Source organism: Pigmentiphaga sp. NML030171 (genome assembly GCF_002188635.1).
GTDB lineage: Bacteria > Pseudomonadota > Gammaproteobacteria > Burkholderiales > Burkholderiaceae_B > Pigmentiphaga > Pigmentiphaga daeguensis.
Genome location: NZ_NINX01000016.1, coordinates 1 through 19,403 on the forward strand (window position 1 = coordinate 1; position 19,403 = coordinate 19,403).

At 68.5% G+C, this 19,403-nt stretch carries 18 protein-coding genes; 5 read left to right on the forward strand and 13 right to left on the reverse strand.

What is annotated here, in order from left to right:
- Both CDO46_RS04100 and hemC read right to left on the reverse strand, forming a co-directional pair.
- Positions 1–307: uroporphyrinogen-III synthase (locus CDO46_RS04100; RefSeq protein ID WP_176400654.1), on the reverse strand; the 307-nt coding region annotated here is incomplete at its 3' end.
- 6 nt (positions 308–313) lie between these two features.
- Complete coding sequence (gene hemC / locus CDO46_RS04105; RefSeq protein ID WP_243724453.1) at positions 314–1,237, reverse strand: hydroxymethylbilane synthase; 924 nt, start codon at positions 1,235–1,237, stop codon at positions 314–316.
- Positions 1,238–1,432: 195 nt separating this feature from the next.
- On the opposite strand from hemC, the gene ppc reads away from it, so the two are divergent.
- From ppc to CDO46_RS04130, 5 genes are all read left to right on the forward strand, one after another.
- Positions 1,433–4,276 carry a phosphoenolpyruvate carboxylase gene (gene ppc, locus CDO46_RS04110; protein ID WP_165963094.1) on the forward strand — a complete coding sequence of 948 codons (2,844 nt, stop codon included), beginning with the start codon at positions 1,433–1,435 and terminating at the stop codon, positions 4,274–4,276.
- A 216-nt stretch (positions 4,277–4,492) separates the two neighbouring features.
- A complete protein-coding gene (locus CDO46_RS04115) occupies positions 4,493–5,632 on the forward strand; it encodes an FAD-dependent monooxygenase (RefSeq protein WP_087837297.1) in 1,140 nt (379 codons plus the stop codon).
- Positions 5,633–5,688: 56 nt separating this feature from the next.
- Positions 5,689–6,627: a tripartite tricarboxylate transporter substrate binding protein gene (locus CDO46_RS04120; protein ID WP_243724470.1), complete on the forward strand. Its 939-nt coding sequence runs from the start codon at positions 5,689–5,691 to the stop codon at positions 6,625–6,627.
- 51 nt (positions 6,628–6,678) lie between these two features.
- Positions 6,679–7,518, forward strand: a complete 840-nt coding sequence (locus CDO46_RS04125) for an IclR family transcriptional regulator (protein ID WP_087837299.1) — start codon at positions 6,679–6,681, stop codon at positions 7,516–7,518.
- A gap of 324 nt (positions 7,519–7,842) precedes the next feature.
- The gene (locus CDO46_RS04130; RefSeq protein ID WP_087837300.1) at positions 7,843–8,745 is read left to right on the forward strand and encodes a LysR family transcriptional regulator; all 903 of its coding nucleotides are present in this window, start codon (positions 7,843–7,845) and stop codon (positions 8,743–8,745) included.
- A gap of 73 nt (positions 8,746–8,818) precedes the next feature.
- On the opposite strand, the gene CDO46_RS04135 is transcribed toward CDO46_RS04130, so the two are convergent.
- From CDO46_RS04135 to CDO46_RS04180, 11 genes are all read right to left on the reverse strand, one after another.
- Entirely contained in the window at positions 8,819–9,547 is a 729-nt protein-coding gene (locus tag CDO46_RS04135; protein WP_087837301.1) for a TerC family protein, read from the reverse strand.
- Positions 9,548–9,747: 200 nt separating this feature from the next.
- The gene (locus CDO46_RS04140) at positions 9,748–10,452 is read right to left on the reverse strand and encodes a TerC family protein (protein WP_087837302.1); all 705 of its coding nucleotides are present in this window, start codon (positions 10,450–10,452) and stop codon (positions 9,748–9,750) included.
- A 59-nt stretch (positions 10,453–10,511) separates the two neighbouring features.
- Positions 10,512–11,393, reverse strand: a complete 882-nt coding sequence (gene sucD / locus CDO46_RS04145; protein WP_087837303.1) for a succinate--CoA ligase subunit alpha — start codon at positions 11,391–11,393, stop codon at positions 10,512–10,514.
- A gap of 35 nt (positions 11,394–11,428) precedes the next feature.
- Entirely contained in the window at positions 11,429–12,592 is a 1,164-nt protein-coding gene (gene sucC, locus CDO46_RS04150) for an ADP-forming succinate--CoA ligase subunit beta (protein ID WP_087837304.1), read from the reverse strand.
- 373 nt (positions 12,593–12,965) lie between these two features.
- Positions 12,966–14,591 (reverse strand): hemagglutinin, encoded by a 1,626-nt coding sequence (locus CDO46_RS04155; RefSeq protein WP_165963095.1) that lies wholly within the window; start codon positions 14,589–14,591, stop codon positions 12,966–12,968.
- Positions 14,592–14,659: 68 nt separating this feature from the next.
- On the reverse strand, positions 14,660–14,962 hold the full coding sequence (locus CDO46_RS28275; RefSeq protein WP_165963096.1) for a hypothetical protein: 303 nt from the start codon (positions 14,960–14,962) through the stop codon (positions 14,660–14,662).
- Positions 14,963–15,018: 56 nt separating this feature from the next.
- The gene (gene recX / locus CDO46_RS04160) at positions 15,019–15,507 is read right to left on the reverse strand and encodes a recombination regulator RecX (protein ID WP_087837306.1); all 489 of its coding nucleotides are present in this window, start codon (positions 15,505–15,507) and stop codon (positions 15,019–15,021) included.
- The gene (recA, locus tag CDO46_RS04165) at positions 15,494–16,573 is read right to left on the reverse strand and encodes a recombinase RecA (protein WP_087837307.1); all 1,080 of its coding nucleotides are present in this window, start codon (positions 16,571–16,573) and stop codon (positions 15,494–15,496) included. Before recA ends, recX begins: the two co-directional genes overlap by 14 nt.
- Before the next feature lie 130 nt (positions 16,574–16,703).
- Positions 16,704–17,744: a MaoC/PaaZ C-terminal domain-containing protein gene (locus CDO46_RS04170; RefSeq protein ID WP_087837308.1), complete on the reverse strand. Its 1,041-nt coding sequence runs from the start codon at positions 17,742–17,744 to the stop codon at positions 16,704–16,706.
- On the reverse strand, positions 17,737–18,624 hold the full coding sequence (locus tag CDO46_RS04175) for a CoA ester lyase (RefSeq protein ID WP_176400655.1): 888 nt from the start codon (positions 18,622–18,624) through the stop codon (positions 17,737–17,739). The genes CDO46_RS04170 and CDO46_RS04175 overlap by 8 nt, the downstream gene beginning before the upstream one ends.
- 40 nt (positions 18,625–18,664) lie before the next feature.
- Positions 18,665–19,402: a GntR family transcriptional regulator gene (locus tag CDO46_RS04180; RefSeq protein ID WP_087837310.1), complete on the reverse strand. Its 738-nt coding sequence runs from the start codon at positions 19,400–19,402 to the stop codon at positions 18,665–18,667.
- Position 19,403: the final 1 nt, after the last annotated feature.

The following is a 19,403-nucleotide window of genomic DNA, read 5'->3' on the forward strand; positions in this document are numbered from 1 at the left end:
GCGCCCGTGCGCTGGCCGGCCCGACGACCGCGGCGGCCGTGGCATCGGGCCAGGCGCGGCCCCGGCCGGCGGCCTCGCGCCATGTGTCCAGGAACATCCTCACGGCGTTGCCGCTGACGAACACGACGAGATCGAAATCGGCGGGATCGGGCACCGGGCCGGCCTCGGGGGTCAGCCGCAGCGCCGGCAGGTCCAGCGCCCGCCACCCCCGCGCCTCGAGCGCCCGCGCCAGGCCCCCGTTCTGGCCGGCGGGACGGGTCAGGACGACGGCTCGCGCGCAAGCCGGCGCGGATGGCTGGGCCGGCATCGCGGCTCAGCCCAGCGTATCGAGAATGTCCGCCGCGCCGGCCGCCAGGAGTTCTTCGGCCACGGCCAGGCCCAGGGCCTCGGCGTCCTTCGCGGTGCCGGTGCGCTCGGCGCGGACGATGCGCCCGCCGTCGGGCGTCGCCACCAGGGCACGCAGGCGCAGCGATTCGCCTTGCGCCTGCGCGTAGGCGGCCAGCGGCACCTGGCAGGAGCCGCCCAGGCGCCGCGATACGGCGCGTTCGGCCAGGGCCTCGGCGGTGGTGGCGGCATGGGCCAGCGGCGCCAGCACCGCGCGCAGGTCGTCGCGATCGGCGCGGATCTCGATGCCCAGGGCGCCCTGCCCCGCGGCCGGCAGGCTGTCCTCGGGCGCCAGCAGGGTCCGGATGCGCTCGCCCAGGCCCAGCCGGCGCAGGCCGGCCGCGGCCAGCACGATGGCATCGTATTCGCCGCGATCGAGCTTGCCCAGGCGAGTCTGCAGGTTCCCGCGCAGGGGCCGCACCTGCAGGTGCGGATGGCGCGCCCGGATCTGCGACTCGCGCCGCAGGCTGGAGGTGCCGATGACGGCGCCGGCGGGCATCTCGGCCAGTTCCGCGTAGCGCGCCGACACCAGGGCGTCGCGCGGATCCTCGCGCTCCATGATGGTGGACAGCAGGAACTCCGGCGCCAGGTCCACCGGCACGTCCTTGAGCGAATGCACGGCCAGGTCGGCGCGGCCGTCCTGCAGGGCGGTTTCCAGTTCCTTGACGAACAGGCCCTTGCCGCCGACCTTCGACAGCGTGCGGTCCAGGATGCGGTCGCCGCGGGTGGTCATGCCCAGCAGCTCGACGGAGCACTGCGGATACAGCGCGCGCAGCCGCGCCTGTACATGCTCGGCCTGCCAGAGCGCCAACTGGCTTTCGCGCGTGGCGATGATCAAACGATCGTTTTTCAAATGCGGGGATCTCGATTGCGATGCGAACAGGCTTCCGCTCTCGCGGCGCCCCCCTTCGGGATTATAGAAGTATTCGATATGGGCTCTTTTTTCATGGCATGCTTTCGGGGCGCCCGCACCGCGTTCTTTTGCCTTTCGGGCCCGTCTCCAAGCATTTGCAGCAGCCGACTCCAACGACAACACGCGCGACGCTCCATGACCCCATCGCTTCAAGATCCCGACCTACCTCTTCGCAACGACATCCGACTGCTGGGCCGCCTCCTGGGCGACGTGATCCGCGCCAGCGAAGGCGCGGGCGTCTTCGACACCATCGAGACCGTGCGCCGCACCGCGGTGCGCTTCCGCCGCGACGGCAACGCCACCGACGGCCGCGCGCTGGAGAAGCGCCTAAAGCTGCTGGCGCCCGACGAGACCAACTCCGTGGTCCGCGCCTTCACCTACTATCTGCACCTGGCCAACATCGCCGAGGACCGCGACCAGAACCGGCGCCGCCGCGCCACCCTGCTCCAGCAGGACGCCCCCGCGCGCGGCAGCCTGCAGGACGCCGTCGCCAGGCTGCGGGCGGCAGGCATCGGCAACGCGCGCATGCGCCAGTTGCTGGACGAAACGCTGATCTCGCCGGTCCTGACGGCCCACCCCACCGAGGTGCAGCGCAAGAGCACGCTGGACGTGCACAAGGAAATCGCCCATCTGCTGCAGGAGCGCGACGACCCGCGCACCACGGACGAATCCTTCGAACAGACCCTGGCCCTGCTGGGGCGCATCACCACGCTGTGGCAGACGCGCATGCTGCGCAATTCCCGGCTGACGGTGGCCGACGAGATCGAGAACGCGCTGTCCTATTACCGCAGCACCTTCCTGTCCGTCATCCCGCAGTTGTACGGCCATCTTTCGCGCCTGCTCGGCCGCGAACCGGCCGATCCGTTCGGCCCCCACCCGGCGCCGCTCAAGTCCTTCCTGCGCATGGGCAGCTGGATAGGCGGCGACCGCGACGGCAATCCCAACGTCGACGCCGAGACGCTGAACCTGGCGCTGCTGCGCCAAAGCACCACGGCCTTCGAGTACTACCTGGACGAAACCCACGCGCTCGGCGCCGAGCTGTCCCTGAGCGCGCTGCTGACGCCCGCCTCGCACGCGCTGGCCGCGCTGGCCGAGCAGGGCGGCGACCTTTCCGAGCACCGCCGCGACGAACCCTACCGGCGCGCGCTGGTCGGCATCTATGCCCGCCTGGCGGCATCGGCGCGAGCGCTGACCGGCCGCGACCTGGCCCGCCGCGAGGCCCCGCCCGCCCAGCCCTATGCCGAGCCGGCCGAATTCGCCGCCGACCTGGCGGTGATCGCCGACTCGCTCAACGGCCACCACGCCTCGCCCATCGCCCGGCTGCGCCTGTCGGCGCTGCGCCAGGCGGTGGACGTGTTCGGCTTCCACCTGGCCACCATCGACCTGCGCCAGAGTTCCGACGTGCACGAACGCACGGTGGCCGAGCTGTTCGCGCGCGCCGGGGTGCAAGCCGACTACGCCAGCCTGGACGAAGCCGCCCGCATCGAGTTGCTGCGGCGCGAGTTGCAGGAAGTCCGCCCGCTGGTCTCGCCCTGGCTGCGCTACAGCGAGGAAACCACCCGCGAACTGGACATCTTCCGGGCGGCCGCCAGCGCCCGCCAGCGCTTCGGCGCGCAGGCCGTGCACCACGCCATCGTGTCGCACACGGAAACCGTGAGCGACCTGCTGGAAGTCCTGGTGCTCCAGCAGGAAACCGGGCTCATCGCGCCCGGAGGCGGCTCGGCGAACGGACACGTTCCGGCCGACGGCGAAGGGCTGATGGTGGTGCCGCTGTTCGAGACCATTCCCGACCTGGCCAACGGCCCCGGCATCATGGCGCAGTTCCTCGACCTGCCCGAGGTCAAGGCCCGCGTGCGCCATGCCCAGCGCGGGGTGCAGGAAGTCATGCTGGGCTATTCCGACAGCAACAAGGACGGCGGCTTCCTGACGTCGAACTGGTCCCTGTACCAGGCCGAACGCGCGCTGGTCGAGGTCTTCCGCGCCCGCAAGGTCAGGCTGCGCCTGTTCCATGGCCGCGGCGGCACCGTGGGCCGGGGCGGCGGCTCGAGCTTCGATGCCATCCTCGCCCAGCCGCCCGGCACGGTGGCCGGCCAGATCCGCCTGACCGAACAGGGCGAGGTCATCCAGAGCAAGTACAAGGACGCCGACATCGGCCGCTGGCATCTCGAACTGCTGACCGCCGCCACGCTGGAGGCCAGCCTGGCCGACCACACCGAAAGCGCCTCCGCCGAGGACGCGCTGTTCGCCAGCTACGGGCAGACCATGGACCGCCTGTCGGCCACCGCCATGCGCAGTTACCGCGCCCTGGTCTACGAGACGCCCGGGTTCGCCGACTACTTCTTCGCCTCGACGCCCATTTCCGAGATCGCCGGCCTGAACATCGGTTCGCGTCCGGCCTCGCGCAAATCCACCGGGCGCATCGAGGACCTGCGGGCCATTCCCTGGGGCTTCTCGTGGGGCCAGTGCCGGCTGCTGCTGCCTGGCTGGTACGGCATGGGCGCGGCCATCGACGACTACCTGCGCCATGGCGAAGGCACCCGGCGCGAGCGCATCGAGCACCTGCAGGCCATGGCGCGCGACTGGCCGTTCTTCCGCACGCTGCTGTCCAACATGGAAATGGTGCTGGCCAAGACCGACCTGGTCATCGCCTCGCGCTATGCGCAGCTGGTGCCGGACACCGCGCTGCGCAAACGCATCTTCGGCGCGATCAGCGACGAATGGAAGCGCACCATGAGCGCGCTGAAGCTGATCACCGGCCAGCGCCAGTTGCTGGCCGACAATCCGTCGCTGGCGCGCTCGATCCGCGACCGCATCGCCTACATCGATCCGCTCAACCACGTGCAGATCGAACTGATCCGCCGCTATCGCGCCACCCGTGGCAAGGCGGGCCGCGCCAAGGCGGATCCGGCCGGCCGCACCCAGAACGGCATCCACCTGACCATCAACGGCATCGCCGCGGGCCTGCGCAACACCGGCTGACGCCGGGCCCAGGCGGGCCGCCTGCCGGCCCGCCTGCTTCCCTCCCCTACTGCGCCGGCCTTCGCTCGGCGCCTCCCCCGCTCCCCCCCTTTCCGACGTGCGCCGCTTCCGGTGCGCGCGCTGTCGCTTTCGTGGCTTCCCCCTATTGCCTCCATCCTCCGGTAGGTTTTATATTCAAAAAAAGTTTTCCCATACAAAACATCCAGGAAGGAAAGCATGACGGAAGTCGACATCGCGATCGTCGGGGCGGGCATAGGCGGCATGGCCGCGGCCATCGCCCTGCATCGCGCGGGATTCAAGGTGGGGGTCTACGAACAGGCGCCCAGGTTCGGGCGCGTGGGCGCGGGCATCAACCTTACGCCCAACGCGGTCAAGGTGCTGGACGGACTGGGCGTGGGCACGGTGCTGCGCGCCACGGCCTACGAACCCACCTGCCGCATCAGCCGGCTCTGGGACAGCGGCCGGGAAACCTCGCGACTGGAATTGCACGCCCAGGGGGCACGGCGCTACGGGGCGCCCCAACTCACCATCCATCGCGCCGACCTGCTGTCGGCGCTGGAGGCCGCCCTGCCGGCCGGCTCGGTCCGCCTGGGCGCCAAGGTGGCCGGCGTCGGCCAGGACGAGCGCCATGCATGGCTGGAACTGGCCGATGGAACGCGGGTATCGGCGCGCGCCGTGGTCGGCTGCGACGGCATCCATTCGGTGGTCCGCGAAGCCATCGCCGGCCCCGAAGCCCCCCGCTTCACCGGCAAGGTCGCGTTCCGCTCCATCGTGCCCACCGCGCCGCTCGCGCGCTACGACCTGACTCCCACCACCAAGTGGTGGGGTCCGGATGCCTCCAGCCAGATCTTCACCTTCCTGATCGACCGAGGCCAGCGCGAGCTGTTCGTGTTCGCCACCGTGCCCGAGACCGAATGGACGCACGAGTCCTGGTCGATCCAGGGACACAAGGACGAACTGCTGCGCGCGTACGCAGGCTTTCACGAGGAAGCGCTCGCCATCCTGGAAGGCTGCGACGTCGTCCTCAAGACGGCGCTCTACGCGCGCGACCCCATGGTGCGCTGGACCCATGGCCGCGTCACTCTGCTGGGCGACGCCTGCCATGCCATGCTGCCCTTCATGGCCCAGGGCGCCGCCATGGGCCTGGAGGACGCCGCGGTGCTGAGCCGCTGCCTGGGCGAAGCCGGGAACGACGTGCCCGCCGCCCTGCTGCGCTACGAACAGGCCCGGCTGGAACGCGCCAGCCGGATCCAGCGCGGCTCGCTGCAGAACGACTGGCTGCGCTCGGACACGAACGCCGACTGGGTCTATGGCTACGACGCCTGGACCGAACCCCTGCCCGAGCGGGCGCACTGAACCCTTCCCTTTCCAGCGGAGTCCTTGCCATGCACAGACGACATTTCCTCGGCACCATGATCGCGGCGGCGGGCGCCGGCGCGGCCCCGGCCACGCGCGCCCAGTCCGGCTTCCCCTCGCGCCCCATCCGCATGCTGGTGGGCTTCGCGCCCGGCGGCGCCACCGACGTCGCGTTCCGCGTCCTGGCGCAGAACGCGGCCGCCATCCTGAAGCAGCCGGTCGTGGTCGAGAACAAACCGGGCGCCGGGATGGTGATCCCCGCCCAGATGATGCAGACCACCGCCCCCGACGGCTACACGATCGCGCAGATCGCCGTATCGGTGTTCCGCACGCCCTACCTGGTCAAGACCGCCTGGGATCCGCTCAAGGACCTGAAATACATCATCGGCCTGGCGGCCTACCCCTTCGGTCTCGTGGTGCCAGCTTCCTCGCCCATCAAGACGGTGGCCGACTACATCGCCTACGCCAAGGCCAACCCCGGCACGATGACCTACGGCACGCCGGGCACCCTGTCCTCGCCCCACCTGACGATGGAAGACCTGGCCTTCCAGGCCGGCGTGAAATTCAACCACGTGCCCTACAAGGGCGGCGCCGAAGCGCTGGCCGCGCTCCTGGGCGGCCACATCATGTCGCTTGCCGACGGCCCAAGCTGGGCGCAGTACGTCGAGTCGGGGCAACTGCGCCTGCTCGCCACCGGCGGCGAAACGCGCAGCGCGCGCTTCTCGGCGGCGCCCACGCTCAAGGAACTGGGCTACGACATCGTGCAGAACGCCCCTTTCGGGCTGGCGGCCCCGCGCGACACCGATCCGGGCGTGGTCCGCATCCTGCACGACGCCTTCAAGCAATCCATGGACATGGACAACTACCGCGCCGCGCTCAAGCAGTACGACCTCGAGCCCGCCTACCTGAGCAGCGAACAGTTCACCCGCTTCGCGGCGGACACCATGCAGAAGGAAAAGCTGTTGATCGACCGGATAGGGCTGCGCAGACTATAAAATGACCGGGCGCAAGGCGCTCCGCCTTGCGACCCGTCCCATCTGGCCCCTATGACCGAACCCCAGCTGCCGGCTACCGACGACGGCGACGACGCGCCCGACCATGCTTCCGCTCCCCGCAAGGACCCGTACTGGGTCGATGCGCTCGCCCAGGGCCTGTCCGTGCTCGAAGCCTTCGATTGCGAACAGCCCTCGCTCACCCTGACCGAACTCGCGCAGCGGCTGGGCTGGAGCCGCAGCAAGCCGTATCGCTTCGTGCACACGCTGGAGAAACTGGGTTTCCTCGAACGCGAGGAAGTCGGCCGGCGCTACCGCCTGACCGCGCATGCCATGAAGCTCGGCTTCGCCTACCTGAACCGCCTGCCGCTGGTCGAGCTGGCGCAGCCGATCATGAACCGGCTGCGCACCGAGGTCGGCGCCTCGGTGCACATGGCCATCCTGGACCGCGACGAGCTGGTCTACGTGGCGCAGGCCCGCATCCCGCTGCCCACGTCGATCGACATCCACGTCGGGTCCCGCATGCCGCCGCACTCGTCCTCGATCGGACGTATCCTGCTGGCCTACAAGCCCCAGGCGGACATCGCCCGCATCCTGGACGGCGCGCCGATTCCCGCGCTGACCGAAAAATCCACGGTGGACCCCGCCGCGTTCCGCGCGTTGCTGGATACCGCGCGCGAACGCGGCTACGTCTACAACGACGAGGAATTCCACCGCGGCGTGCGGTCGATCGCCGCGCCCGTGCTGAACGCACAGGGGGAAGTGGTGGCGGGACTGAACGCGACCTCGATGATCTACACCTTCACGGACGAGGTCGTGGCCGGGACCGTGATCCCGGCCGTCGTGCGAGCGGCGCGGGAATTGTCGCTGGCACTGGGCTACCGCGAGCGGTAGCCCCGGGCGATTCAGCGCAGGTACGACACCGCGACCGCGATCACCACGCCGACGGCGCCGATCAGCACCAGCATCTGCATCAGCGTCAATCCTTTCTGCAAGCTCTTCATTCCATCCTCTGGCGCCGCCCCGCGGGGCGGCAATAAGAAAACACGCGTCGAAATCCGACGGGGCATTAGGTTAGCCTGTTTCACGCCGCCCGATGGCGCGGGCGCCCCCGGAATGAACATGGTCGCCCACCGAGCGACCAGCCTCCGGTGTGGCGGGTCTATATTTGCAGATTGAGCCCAGTATCCACCCATATCGCTTGCGTCGAATTCAACAATGAAGACCACCCTGGACGAGTTGCAGGCCTTCGTGGCCGTCGTGGACACGGGCTCGATCACGGCGGCCTCGGAAGTGCTCGGGCTGACCATTTCCGCCACCAGCCGCACCCTGGGACGGCTGGAGGAGAAGCTCCAGACCACCCTGCTGCGCCGCACGACCAGGCGGCTGGAGCTGACCGAGGAAGGCTCGACCTTCCTGCGCCATGCGCGCGCCATCCTGGCTTCGGTCGACGAAGCCGAGGAACAGATGGCGGCCCGGCGCCTGCACCCGGCAGGGCGGTTGCGGGTCGATGCCTCCACGCCTTTCATGCTGCACGTCCTGGTGCCGCTGCTGGACGGTTTCCGCGCCCGCTACCCCAAGGTTGAACTGGAGCTCGATTCGAACGAAGGCATCGTCGACCTGATCGAAAAGCGCACCGACGTGGCCTTCCGCATCGGGGCCTTGAAGGATTCCACCCTGCACGCCCGCCCCGTCGGCACCAGCCGCATACGCGTGCTTGCCAGTCCCGGCTACCTGGCGCGCCACGGTTCGCCGGCCGATCCGGAACAGTTCGAATCGCACACGCTGCTGGGTTTCACCCAGCCCGAGACGCTGAACGACTGGCCGGTGCGCGACGCGGACGGAAACACCTTGCGCATCCGGCCCACGATCGCCTCGTCCAGCGGGGAAACGCTGCGGCACATGGCCCTGGCGGGCCAGGGCATCGCCTGCCTGTCGGATTTCATGACCGGCGACGACCGCCGGCAAGGACGCCTGGTGCAATTGTTTCCCGGGCGGACGCTGGACGTGCGCCAGCCGATCAACGCGGTCTACTACCGCAATACCGCCCTGGCCTCGCGCATCACGGCTTTCGTGGACCACGTCGTCCAGGCGCTGGGCAAGCGCCCTTTCGACGCATGATGCGCTCCAGAACGACAACGCCCTGCCGAGGCAGGGCGTGCCGCGCACCGGGCCTGGCGGCCCCGCGCTCCGATCAGGCGTGGCTGGCCTGCGCCGCCTTCTTCCGGCGAGCCAACCACATCCCCACGCCGACGACGACCAGCGCGCCTATGATTTCCGCGGCATAGGTGATCTGCGTGTTGTAGGCCGCCAGCGAGGTCGGCTGGATCACGTGCGACTGGACCGCGACGTCGGTCGCCAGCATGCCGCCGGCAATCCATCCCAGCAGCGCGCCGCCCAGCGTCACCACGATGGGGAAGCGGTCGATCAGCTTCAGGACCAGCGTGCTGCCCCAGATGATGATGGGCACGCTGACCAGCAGGCCGAAGATGACCAGCCCGATCTGGTGGGACTCATCCGCCTGCTGGGCCGCGCCCGCGATGGCGATGACGTTGTCCAGGCTCATGACGAAGTCGGCGACGATGATGGTCTTGATCGCCCCCAGCAGCGTGGCGCCCCCTTCGATGTTGTCGTGCGACTCGTCCTCGGGCACCAGCAGCTTGATGCCGATCCAGAACAGCAGCACGCCGCCCACGACCTTCAGGAAGGGGATCTGCAGCATCGTGACCGCGAAGGCGATGAGCACGACGCGCAGCACGATCGCGCCCGCCGTCCCCCACAGGATCCCCTGCATCCGCCGCTTGGCCGGCAGATTGCGGCAGGCCAGCGCGATGACCACCGCGTTGTCCCCGCCCAGCAGGATGTCGATCAGAATGATTTGAAATACGGCCGCCCAGCTGAGCGTCTGGAGAAATTCAAGCACGTGTAGCTCCCTAAGCCAGATCCGGACGAGCGAATCTTCCTGTGCGGAAGATTGGCTCTTCCCTTTTTTTGAATTCACGACACCTTTCGGAGGAAGCTCCCACACACCCGCATGCTGGAAGACTTCCCGCCCCGAAGGCGAAACCGGCCCGGCATCCCATGCCAGGCCGGCGTACTACGATGATGAAGCGTTGCCGGCCGTCAAGCGGGCTGGTCGCCGGAGCGGCGCCGCGACATCAGCACCTTGCCCACGACCAGCACGATCAGGGCCCCGACCACGCCCGCGGCAATCTCGGCGCCATGATGGCTCAACCCCATGGACGCCTCGACGGCCTCGGTATGCAGCGCGGGATCGTTGACGAACAGTTCGCCGGCGATGAACCCCAGCAGCGCGGCACCCAGCCAGACGATCAGCGGGAAGCGCTCGATGACCTTCAGCAGCAGCGTGCTGCCGAAGATCACCAGCGGGATGCTGATGGCCAGGCCCAGGACCAGGAGCACGGTATTGCCCATGGCGGCGGCCGCCACGGCAATCACGTTGTCCAGGCTCATGACCAGGTCGGCGATCAGGATGGTGCGGATGGCGGCCATCAGGCCGTCCTTGGCCAGCTTGCCTTCGTCCTCTTCACCTTCCGGCAGCAACAGCGAAACACCGATGTACAGCAACAGCAGCGAGCCGATCAGTTTCAACCAGGGCAGTTGCAGCAACTGGGCCGCAACCAGCGTCAGGATGATACGCATCACGATGGCGGCCGCAGAGCCGATCACGATTGCTTTCTTTTGTTGATGGGCCGGCAGCGAACGAGCCGCCAGCGCGATGACCACCGCGTTGTCCCCCGACAACAGGATGTTCACCCAGATGATTTGAATGAGAGCCAGTACGAAGGCCGCTGAACCAAATTCCACGCTTCTCTCCTGAAATGGCGACGGGCGCGGTGATCAACCGCGCCCGTCTCTCTTCTGTTTTACAGCACGGACTTGAGCAGTTTGCCCATCTCGGACGGGTTCTTGGTCGTCTTGATGCCGCAAGCTTCCATGATGTCGAGCTTGGCCTGGGCCGTGTCGGCGCCGCCGGAAATCAGCGCGCCGGCGTGGCCCATGCGCTTGCCGGCCGGAGCCGTCACGCCCGCGATGAAGCCGACCACCGGCTTCTTCATGTTGTCCTTGGCCCACTGGGCGGCGTTCACTTCGTCCGGACCGCCGATTTCGCCGATCATGATGACGGCGTCGGTGTCGGGATCGTCGTTGAACATCTTCAGCACGTCGATGTGCTTCAGGCCGTTGATGGGGTCGCCACCGATGCCGACGGCGCTCGACTGGCCCAGGCCCAGTTCCGTGACCTGCGCCACGGCTTCATAGGTCAGGGTGCCCGAGCGGCTGACGATGCCGATGCGGCCCTTGCGGTGGATGTGGCCGGGCATGATGCCGATCTTGATTTCGTCGGGGGTGATCAGGCCGGGGCAGTTGGGTCCGAGCAGCAGCGTGCGCTTGTTCTCGGCGCGCATGCGGTTGCGGACTTCCAGCATGTCGCGGACGGGAATGCCCTCGGTGATGCAGATGGCCAGATCCAGGTCGGCCTCGACGGCTTCCCAGATGGCGGCGGCGGCGCCGGCGGGCGGCACGTAGATGACCGACACGTTGGCGCCGGTGGCGGCCTTGGCTTCGGCGACGTTGGCGTAGATGGGCACGCCTTCGAAGTCCTCACCGGCCTTCTTGGGGTTCACGCCGGCCACGAAGCAGTTCTTGCCGTTGGCGTACTCGCGGCACATGCGGGTGTGGAACTGGCCGGTCTTGCCGGTGATCCCCTGCGTGACGACCTTGGTATCTTTGTTGATCAGAATCGACATTTCGAGTCCTTAATATCCTGTGCTGGGCGCAACGATTACTTCTTGGCGGCGGCCACGACGGCGGTGGCGGCTTCGGCCATCGTGTCGGCGCTGATGATGGGCAGTCCGGAGTCGGCCAGCATCTTCTTGCCGAGCTCTTCGTTGGTGCCCTTCATGCGCACCACCAGCGGCACGCTCAGGCTGACGGCCTTGCACGCGGCGATCACGCCTTCGGCGATGACGTCGCAGCGCATGATGCCGCCGAAGATGTTGACCAGGATGGCCTTCAGGCCCGGGTTCTTCAGCATGATCTTGAAGGCTTCGGTCACCTTCTCGGCCGTGGCGCCACCGCCGACGTCCAGGAAGTTGGCCGGCTCGCCGCCGAACAGCTTGATGGTGTCCATGGTCGCCATGGCCAGGCCGGCGCCGTTCACCAGGCAGCCGATGTTGCCGTCGAGCTGGATGTAGGCCAGGCCGAACTTGCTGGCTTCGATTTCGGCGGGGTCTTCTTCGTCGGTGTCGCGGTAGGCCACGATCTCGGGGTGGCGGAACAGCGCGTTCGAATCGAAGTTGAACTTGGCGTCCAGGGCGATGATCTTGCCCGAGCCGGTGACGATCAGGGGGTTGATCTCGGCCAGGTCGGCGTCGGTCTCGACGTAGCAGGTGTACAGCTTCTGGATCTGGTCGGCCGCGTCGGCGATCGAGCCTTCGGGAACGCCGATGCCGCGGGCCAGTTGCGAGGCTTCCTCGGTGGTCAGGCCCTTGGCGGGATCGACGAACACCTTCAGGATCTTCTCGGGCGTGGCGTGGGCGACCTCTTCGATCTCCATGCCGCCTTCGCTCGAGGCCATCACGCAGACGCGCTGCGAGCTGCGGTCGGTCACGATGCCGACGTACAGTTCCTTCTTGATGTCGGCGCCTTCTTCGATCAGCAGGCGGCGGACCTTCTGGCCTTCCGGGCCGGTCTGGTGCGTGACCAGCTGCATGCCCAGGATCTGGCCGGCCAGCGTACGCACTTCCTCGATGGAGCGGCCCAGCTTGACGCCGCCGCCCTTGCCGCGGCCGCCCGCATGGATCTGGGCCTTGACGACCCACACCGGGCCGCCCAGTTGTTCAGCGGCCTTGACGGCCTCGTCCACCGAGAACACGGGGATGCCGCGCGGAACGGTGACGCCAAATTTCTTCAGAAGCTCTTTGCCCTGATACTCGTGGATTTTCATGCGGAGCCTTCGCTGTCGGGTAGACGTTGAATGTTCGGTTGGAAAAGACCAGCGCCATGACGGGTCATGCGCCTGGATACGGATGGGGATAGCCCAGGCGTAGCCGCGGCCGGGCAAACAAAAGCCCACGGACCTGTGCTCGGGACGAGCAAAGTCGCGGGCTGTCGCATAGCGAGGCGATTGGCGGTTACGGGCATGCGCTAAGGTGCCGATTGCATCGGGGGCGCCGGCAGATTCCGGGCGTGGCCGGGAGGCAATGGGCGGGCGATAAAACCCGGAGAGTATAGCACCCCTGCCCCCGGCTTCCTTCAGCCCCCGGCGGGAACGCCCTCCGGCACGCGCGCCGGACGCCAGGCGCGCCCGGCCCCTTGGGCTACTGGACGACGACGGTCAGGGCCGAGCCTGCCGGCACCGCCACGGTTTCCGAGTACGACGCGCCCGACGGCCGGCGCACCACGGGGAAATGGCCCGAGGCCTTGAGCGTGGACGGCGAACTGGACGGTAGCGTGCGCAGCGATGTGTAATCGGGGCCGTTGATGGCGGGCAGGTCGTAGCCGCCCTGCGTGCGGCGCGGATAGCCGAACCCGGCCGGCGGCGATGCGGGCAGCAGGGCCAGCGCCGCGCCCCAGTCCCGCAAGGCGGGCCGCGCGCCCGCTCCGCCCGCCTGCCTGACGGCCTGGTCCAGCAGGGTGAACGAATCGGTGGACGAGGTGCCGCGCAACAGGCTGCGATAGAAATCCGTGCCGTATTGCCGCAGCAGGTAGCCGCCGAAGTTGGCGGCGATGGGATACGAGAAGCAGCTGGAGGACACGCTGGCGTCCCAGCCACGGATGTAGTCGCAGTTCTGGCTCTGGTGCAGCCAGTTGCCGTAGTCCCCGTCGCGCAGCGGGTTGAAGCCCGGCACCACCCGGCCCGAGGCCAGGTCCTCCATCATCAGGGCCGAGGTCTCTTCCAGCCAGACCGCGAAGCGGTTGTCCGGACTCACGCCCGTGCGCGCGGCCCGCTGGTAGAAGTTGACCATGTGGGTCATCTCGTGCGCCAGCGTCGTATAGCCGGTATTCCGGCCCGCCTGGCCGCCCAGGTACATGGTTTCGGTGTCCAGGAACAGCACCACCGCTTCATTGCTGAGCGCCTCGTAGCTTTTCAGGAAGGCATTGGCGCTGAAGAAATAGCCGATCACGCCCCAGGGCTTGCCGTCGGGCGTGATGTTGGACAGCACGATGTGCAGGTCCTGGTCGGGACCGATGTAGCCGCTGCCGACGGTGGCGCCCCAAGGCGCGCCCGCGAGATCGGTCACGATGGGATAGACGGAGTCCTGGTTCGACGAGAACCGGCTCTTCAGGCTGTCCAGCAGGGCCTCGCTCACCTTCGCGGCGGACCGCTCGCCGTCCTGCACCCAGATGTTCAGCATGCGCCCGTCGGTGGCTGCCCAGCGGCGGGCCAGGGTGGCCTGGAACCGCGTGCCGCTGCTGTCCTGCCATTCCCGCGTATCGCCTTCGACCGCCGCCCGCACGGCGGTGGCAGGGCCCTGCCGCGTCGATGCCCGGGGCTGGGACGCGCGATCGACCGGCGGCTGGTAGTCGCGGATGTGCGCGGGAATCTGGTTGACGCCCGGCAGGTGATCCGGATCGGCCGGGGCTTCGATTTTCGATGAGGCCGCGGGACGATCCGCCACCGAGGCGCTGATCGAGGCCATGCCCGCATCGCGGTCGGAAACGTTGGTGAAGACCAGCGTGACGGTACGGCCATTGACGCCATTGAGAGCGATCGGCACCGACGTGCCCGAGCTCGAACCGCTATTGTCGTAGCGCCAGATGCCCACGCCGCTGCCGCGGTAGGTCTGCGCATCGGCGGCGCCGCATTGCGCGCCGCTGCATGCCACGGACAATGCCCCCGATCCGGAGACCTCGCCGCCCCCGCCGCCACCACAGGAAGCCAGCAGCGCCGCCAACGCAATCCCGGCCAGTGTCCGGATGGTACCCACGGTATCGCGATTCATCTTGCCCCCGCAGAAGAAGCTTACGCGCAACATACCATGGCGCGCGGACCAGGGCCTGTTCACAGGCCCTATCGGATGGACTGCACCTGCAACTGGGCGGGCATCCCGCCGCCCGCCTCGCCGGCGGCGCGGGCCACCGTGCCGGTGACCGTGACGGTGCGCGATTGCAGGTCCTGCATCTGCTGACGGGTCAGGCCGCGCAGGTCCCATTGCCGGTCGCCCGACTCGAGCACGGCGACGACGAAGGGCTCGTTGCCCTTGAGCACGATGCGTCCTTCCAGCGTGATCACGTCGCCCGCCCGGGGGGCGGGCTGGGCACAGGCCCACAGGCTGGACACACTCAGGCACAGGGCCAGCAACAATGCACGCATGGCAGCCTCGCGGCGAAAGGGGATGCGGAAAGTGTACGGGCGTTCCGGCAAGCGGCCTAGCCCTGGCCGTCGTCCAGGTCATCGAGGTCCACGCCTCGCAGCACCTGCCTGATGGTGGCCTGGCCGAAGCCCCGGGACATCAGGAAACGCACCTGCTTGGCACGCTGGCTGGCATCGGCCGGCAGCGTGCCGAAGCGCTTGCGCCACACCTCGCGCGCCCGGGCCAGTTCGGTGGCTTCCAGCGTGTCCCGCAGTTCGGCGATCTGCGTGTCCGCCACGCCGTGCTGGCGCAGCTCATGCATGATGCGCAGGGTGCCCTGCTTGGCCGCCAGCCGGTGCACCACGCTTTGCGCATAGCGCTGGGTAGACAGCCAGCCTTCCTTCTCCAGGCTGTCGAGCACGGCGCGAACCTCATCCTCTTCCCCGAAACGGGCCAGCTTGCGGCCCAGTTCTAGGCGGCTGTGTTCGCGCCGGGACAGATAACCCACCGCCCGGGCCTTCAGCGAAGGGCCGGAGGCGGGCTTGCCGTCATCACTCGTCTTCAAGCTCGGCTTCGGTCACTTTGCCGGCGCCGGCCACCCGGGCTGCCACGCCCAGGCTGTCGCGCACGCGGTTCTCGATCTCGATGGCCATTTCCGGGCGTTCCTTCAGGAACTCGCGGGCGTTGTCCTTGCCCTGGCCGATGCGCTCGCCGTTATAGCTGAACCACGAACCGGACTTCTCGACGATGCCCGCCTGCACGCCCAGGTCCAGGATCTCGCCTTCGCGCGAGATGCCGGCGCCGTACATGATGTCGAACTCGGCGCTCTTGAACGGCGGCGACACCTTGTTCTTGACGACCTTGACGCGGGTCTCGTTGCCGATGACCTCGTCGCCCTTCTTGATGGAGCCGGTGCGCCGGATGTCGAGGCGGACCGAGGCGTAGAACTTCAGCGCGTTGCCGCCGGTGGTGGTTTCGGGGTTGCCGAACATGACGCCGATCTTCATCCGGATCTGGTTGATGAAGATGACCATGCAGTTGGTGCGCTTGATCGAGGCGGTCAGCTTGCGCAGCGCCTGGCTCATCAGGCGGGCCTGCAGGCCGGGCAGGGAATCGCCCATCTCGCCTTCGATTTCGGCCTTGGGCACCAGCGCCGCGACCGAATCGATGACGATCAGGTCGACCGCGCCCGAGCGCACCAGCGCGTCGGTGATTTCCAGGGCCTGCTCGCCGGTGTCGGGCTGCGAGATCAGCAGGTCGGTCAGGTTCACGCCGAGCTTGGAGGCGTACTGGACATCGAGCGCGTGCTCGGCGTCGATGAAGGCGCAGGCGCCGCCCAGCTTCTGCATTTCGGCGACGACCTGCAGCGTGAGCGTGGTCTTGCCCGACGATTCCGGGCCGTAGATCTCGATGACCCGGCCGCGCGGCAGGCCGCCCACGCCCAGGGCGATGTCCAGGCCGAGCGAGCCGGTGGAGACGACCTGGATGTCGTGCTCGACCTCGTTGTCGCCATAGCGCATGACCGAGCCCTTGCCGAACTGCTTTTCGATCTGGGACAGCGCGGCGGCCAGGGCCTTGGTCTTTTCGTTCTGGGCAGCGGCTGCGGCCTTGGAAGCTTTGGTGTCGTCCATTCTGGGATCCTTGGGTTGATGGGCGAATTATGGCACTGCCCGACACTGTATAAAAAAACAGTATGGGACTGCAAGCTCCCAGGCCAAATTAACAACGGAATTCTGGAAAAACGGACGCGGAGGCGTCCGCTCAGTACCCCGCCCTGGCGTAGGGGTTGCTCCCCCGCCGGTACACCATCAGCGCGCGCCGGTAGCGGTTGATCATCTCCCCCCGCTGGTTGCGCGCCTCGGTCAGCACCGTCACCACGCCCTGGTCGGGCCGCGAACCCGACAGCCGCGTGCCCTCGACCGTGGACCGGGCCTCCAGCGTGTCTCCCGGCATCAGGTCGGCGCCGAACTCCACGTCGGTCCATCCCAGGTTGACGGTGACCCGGCCGAAGGTGCGCGTGGACAGCGCCACGGCCACGCCTATCCCCCAGGTCTGCGGCACGACCGGCGCCGCCAGCCCCAGCGCCTGCGCGCAGGCGTGGTCGTGGCTTTGCGGCTGCCACTCCATGGCGCGCAGCGCGTGCAGCGTGGATTCCTCGGCCAGCAGGGTCTTGCGGGGGCTGTGAATGAAGGTTTCCCCCTGCCGCAGGTCCTCGAAGAACAGGCCGGTCTGCTCGACCCAGGCGCCGTCCTCGCGCGCGGCATGCGACAGGAAGCGGGCCTCGTCCGAGGCCGAAGCGCCGGCGATCACGTCGGGCCCGGCCGCGCCGTGCCACAGCTCGGCCACGTAGCGCAGCTCGGCCACCTGCTCGCCGCGCTGGTTGTAGCCGCGCGTGAGCAGGCTGGCGCGCCCCAGGTGCGCATCCACCGGCTCGGTGGCCAGCACCTCGGTCTCGACATACAGGGTGTCGCCGCCGAACATCGGCCGGGTCAGCGCGATATTGGACATGGACACGATGCGGCGCCGCCGGCCGAAGGTCTTGGAGGTCATGCCGATCAGCCGCTGCAGGGTCAGCGTGCTGACCATCAGGGGCCGCTTCCAGTCGGTCAGCCCGGCGTAGCAATCGTCGTAGTGGACCATGGCGGCGTTGATGGAATCCAGGGCCTCGGCCACGTTGTCCTGTTGCGAGAACGTGATGCCCGGCCGATGGACGAAACGCTGCCCGGCGGACAGGTGCTCGAAGCCCAGGCCGAAACGCTCGGCATACAGGCCGTCTCCCAGGTGGTAGTAGGAACTATGCATGATGGTCTCCAGCGGCGGATGGGTTCGGCGCGGCGGCACGCCGCAGGATGCGCAGGGCGCTCTGGTAGACGGGCTCGTCCACCATGGTGGCGCCCACCGCGCAGGCGCGGCGGCCCGCGCGTTCGTAGGCGGCGGCCACTTCGCTCGCCCACGCCAGCCGGCGCGGATCGGGCGCGAAGGCCTGCACGATGATGGGCCACTGGCGCGGATGGATGGCGAGCTTGCCGGAGAAGCCCATGGCGCGCGCCCGCTCGCAATCGGCGCGCAGGCCGGCGTCGTCGTCGATGGCGATGTGCGGCACGTCCAGCATGGGCACGCCGCTGCCGGCGCTCTCGAACACCAGGCGCCCGCGTACGTAGGCCAGCGCGTCCCAGGCGTTGTCCGCGCCGGTCTCGGCGCTGAAGTCCGCGGCGCCGAAGGCCATCGCCGCCAGCCACGGTCCGGCCTGCGCGATGCCGGCCGCGCGGCGCACGCCCTGCGGCGACTCCACCAGCGCCATCAGCCGCAGCGCGGGATTGGCCGCGGCCGCGTGCGTGCGGACCATGCGCAATTCGGAGGCGTCCTCGGCCTTGGGAACGGCCACGAGATCCAGGGCGGGCAAGGCGCCCGCATGGGCCAGCGCATAAAGGTCCTCCAGGCCCGCGGGCGTCTGCGGGGAAGACACCCGCAGCGCCACCATGGGCGCGCCCGGACCGGCCGGGGGCAGCGCCGCCAGCCAGGCCAGGGCGTCGCGCCGGGCGGTGGCCTTGTCGGCCGCCGGCACGGCGTCCTCGAGGTCGATGATGACGCCCGGCGCGCCGCCGCGCAGCGCCTTGTCGTAACGGTCGGGCCGGTTGCCGGGACAGAACAGGAAGGTGGAAGGAACGACGGGATGGGTCACGCGGGCTCTCCGGGACAAGGTCGCGGCCCGCGCGATCGGATCAGCCGATCGGCTCTCGCCGCATCACGGTGCTGAACAGGTGCCGCCCTTCGGGGAAGAGCCCCACCGAAGCGACGATCAGGTCTTTCTTGGCGCCGTAGTACCAGGTGCGCGTGCGCAGCGTCGGCGTGCTGAAGCGCGTCTGCAGCAGCCCGGCCTGCGCCCGGGTCAGCCGCACGGCATCGATTTCCTGGCGGATTTCGCATACCCGGTCGCCGCGCCGCTCGGCCAGCCATTCGGCCACCGAGGCCCGGTAGCCGTCCAGTTGCTCGAGCGCGTCCGCGTACAGCGGCGGGACGTGGTGTTCGCTGTAGACGACCGGCGGCGCGCCCTCGGCCTGCCGCAGGCCGGTCACCCGGACGAAGCGCTGGCCGGCGGGCAGCCGCAGCGCGCGCGCCGCCCCCTCGTCGCCGTCGACCTCGCGAATGTCCAGGATGTGGAAGCGAAAGCCGCGGGTGAAGCGCAGGATGTCGTCCACCGTGTTGCCCACGTGCACGAAATTGCCCGAGGGCTGCGCCGACTCCACGCGGGTCCCGATGCCGGGCCGGCGGCTGACCAGCCCCTGCACCTCCAGCTCGCGCAAGGCCCCGCGCACGGTGATGCGGCTGACGTTGAACTGCTGTCCTAGTTCGTTCTCGGTGGGCAGCAGGCTGCCGGGCGGATACTCGCCATCGCGGATCCGCCGGATCAAGGTCTGGGCCAACAGCTTGTACTGCGAGCCGGCACTGCGCTGGAACATG

What these genes read in the sequence shown, in the direction of transcription:
- sucD (WP_087837303.1), bottom strand. Translation starts at nt 11,393, where the DNA reads ATGTCGATTCTGATCAACAAAGATACCAAGGTCGTCACGCAGGGGATC.
- CDO46_RS04155 (WP_165963095.1), bottom strand. Translation starts at nt 14,591, where the DNA reads ATGAATCGCGATACCGTGGGTACCATCCGGACACTGGCCGGGATTGCG.
- CDO46_RS04170 (WP_087837308.1), bottom strand. Translation starts at nt 17,744, where the DNA reads ATGCATAGTTCCTACTACCACCTGGGAGACGGCCTGTATGCCGAGCGT.
- CDO46_RS04120 (WP_243724470.1), top strand. Translation starts at nt 5,689, where the DNA reads ATGATCGCGGCGGCGGGCGCCGGCGCGGCCCCGGCCACGCGCGCCCAG.
- CDO46_RS04125 (WP_087837299.1), top strand. Translation starts at nt 6,679, where the DNA reads ATGACCGAACCCCAGCTGCCGGCTACCGACGACGGCGACGACGCGCCC.
- CDO46_RS04180 (WP_087837310.1), bottom strand. Translation starts at nt 19,402, where the DNA reads ATGTTCCAGCGCAGTGCCGGCTCGCAGTACAAGCTGTTGGCCCAGACC.
- sucC (WP_087837304.1), bottom strand. Translation starts at nt 12,592, where the DNA reads ATGAAAATCCACGAGTATCAGGGCAAAGAGCTTCTGAAGAAATTTGGC.
- ppc (WP_165963094.1), top strand. Translation starts at nt 1,433, where the DNA reads ATGACCCCATCGCTTCAAGATCCCGACCTACCTCTTCGCAACGACATC.
- CDO46_RS04115 (WP_087837297.1), top strand. Translation starts at nt 4,493, where the DNA reads ATGACGGAAGTCGACATCGCGATCGTCGGGGCGGGCATAGGCGGCATG.
- CDO46_RS28275 (WP_165963096.1), bottom strand. Translation starts at nt 14,962, where the DNA reads ATGCGTGCATTGTTGCTGGCCCTGTGCCTGAGTGTGTCCAGCCTGTGG.
- recA (WP_087837307.1), bottom strand. Translation starts at nt 16,573, where the DNA reads ATGGACGACACCAAAGCTTCCAAGGCCGCAGCCGCTGCCCAGAACGAA.
- CDO46_RS04130 (WP_087837300.1), top strand. Translation starts at nt 7,843, where the DNA reads ATGAAGACCACCCTGGACGAGTTGCAGGCCTTCGTGGCCGTCGTGGAC.